The following is a 1,371-nucleotide window of genomic DNA, read 5'->3' on the forward strand; positions in this document are numbered from 1 at the left end:
AGACAGCCCGGAAGGCGCGTTCAATCCAGATCAACAAGGGCGACCTCGAAACCAGCGGTCATGGACGAAAAGAAGGCAGCAATCCTTGGCGAAATACCGCGCCTGCGCCGTTACGCACGCTCGCTTTTGCGCGACCGCGACGCTGCCGACGACCTTGTCCAGGATTGCCTCGAGCGGGCGCTTGTGCGGCTCGACAACTGGCAGACAGGAGAAAGCCCCCGGAGGTGGCTGTTTACGATCATGCATCATTTGTTCATCGACCAGATGCGCAAGGTGAACCGCCGCGGCGAGGCGGCGATGTTGCCGCTGGAGGCGGGCGAGGCCGTTGCCCAGCCGGCAGAGCAGGTGGAGAGTATCGCCTCGCGCGAGATCATCGACGCGTTGCAGGCGATCAGCCCCGATCGACGCGCAGCTCTTGTCATGGTTGCCATCGAAGGTTTTTCCTATGCCGAAGCCGCCAACATTCTGGGCGTCCCCGCTGGCACGCTGATGTCGCGCATTGCGCGCGGGCGTGAGGAATTGCGTGGTTTGCTGGACGATACGGCGCGTCGCCGCGCGATAAGGATCGTCGAGAAATGATCCGCCGCGACTTTTCCGAACGGGACATCCACATGGCGCTCGATGGCGAGCTGCCTGCAGACGAGCGCGCCGCTTACGACGCCTGGCTCGACGCCAATCCCGAGATGAAAGCCAGGAGCGCCCGTTTCACCGCCGACCGGGCGGCGCTGCGTGCCGCCTTCGCCGGGGTGCTGGACGAAGCCGTGCCTGCGCGGTTGCGCAAGGTCGTGCTTGGCGAGGCGCCGGTCAAGGCAGCTGTGCCACGCTCGCGCTGGTGGCTTGCCGCTGCCGTGTTGCTGGTCGCCGCCGGCGGGCTTGGTGGCTACCTTGCCGGCGTCGACGGCATCGGCCAGGAGGACCCGGCGGAAGATCGGCTGGCCGAGCAGGCAATCGCGGCCCATGTCATCTATGCCGCCGAAAAGCGGCATGCCGTCGAGGTTCCGGCCAGCGACAAGGACCATCTGCAGACCTGGCTGTCCAACCGGGTAGGGTTGAAGCTGGTGGCACCCGACTTGACCGCGAACGGTTTCCAGTTGGTCGGCGGCCGGTTGCTTCCGGCAGGCGAGAGCAAGGCCGCCATGCTGCTTTACGAGGACGGCAATGGGCAGCGTATATCGCTGTTCGTCACCACGGCATCGACGGAGAATGCCAAGGGCACCTACGCCGCCACGCAAGACGGACCCGAGGCCGTCTACTGGCTGGACAAGGGCTATGGCTGCGCCGTCGTCGGCTCCTTGCCGCGCGAGCGGCTGAACGAGGTCGCCAGGAACGCCTACACGCAACTTGTAAACGGGCTGGCAAGCTGAACGGCAC

2 protein-coding genes are annotated in these 1,371 nt (G+C 65.4%); both read left to right on the top strand.

The window, feature by feature from the left end; translation table 11 throughout:
- The first annotated feature begins 60 nt into the window (after window positions 1-60).
- On the top strand, window positions 61-579 hold the full coding sequence (locus ENZ74_RS31820) for an RNA polymerase sigma factor (protein ID WP_013532577.1): 519 nt from the start codon (window positions 61-63) through the stop codon (window positions 577-579).
- Complete coding sequence (locus tag ENZ74_RS31825) at window positions 576-1,364, top strand: anti-sigma factor (RefSeq protein ID WP_013532576.1); 789 nt, start codon at window positions 576-578, stop codon at window positions 1,362-1,364. The genes ENZ74_RS31820 and ENZ74_RS31825 overlap by 4 nt, the downstream gene beginning before the upstream one ends.
- Window positions 1,365-1,371: the final 7 nt, after the last annotated feature.

This window comes from Mesorhizobium sp. M7A.F.Ca.CA.002.15.2.1 (assembly GCF_003998715.1).
GTDB lineage: Bacteria > Pseudomonadota > Alphaproteobacteria > Rhizobiales > Rhizobiaceae > Mesorhizobium > Mesorhizobium ciceri.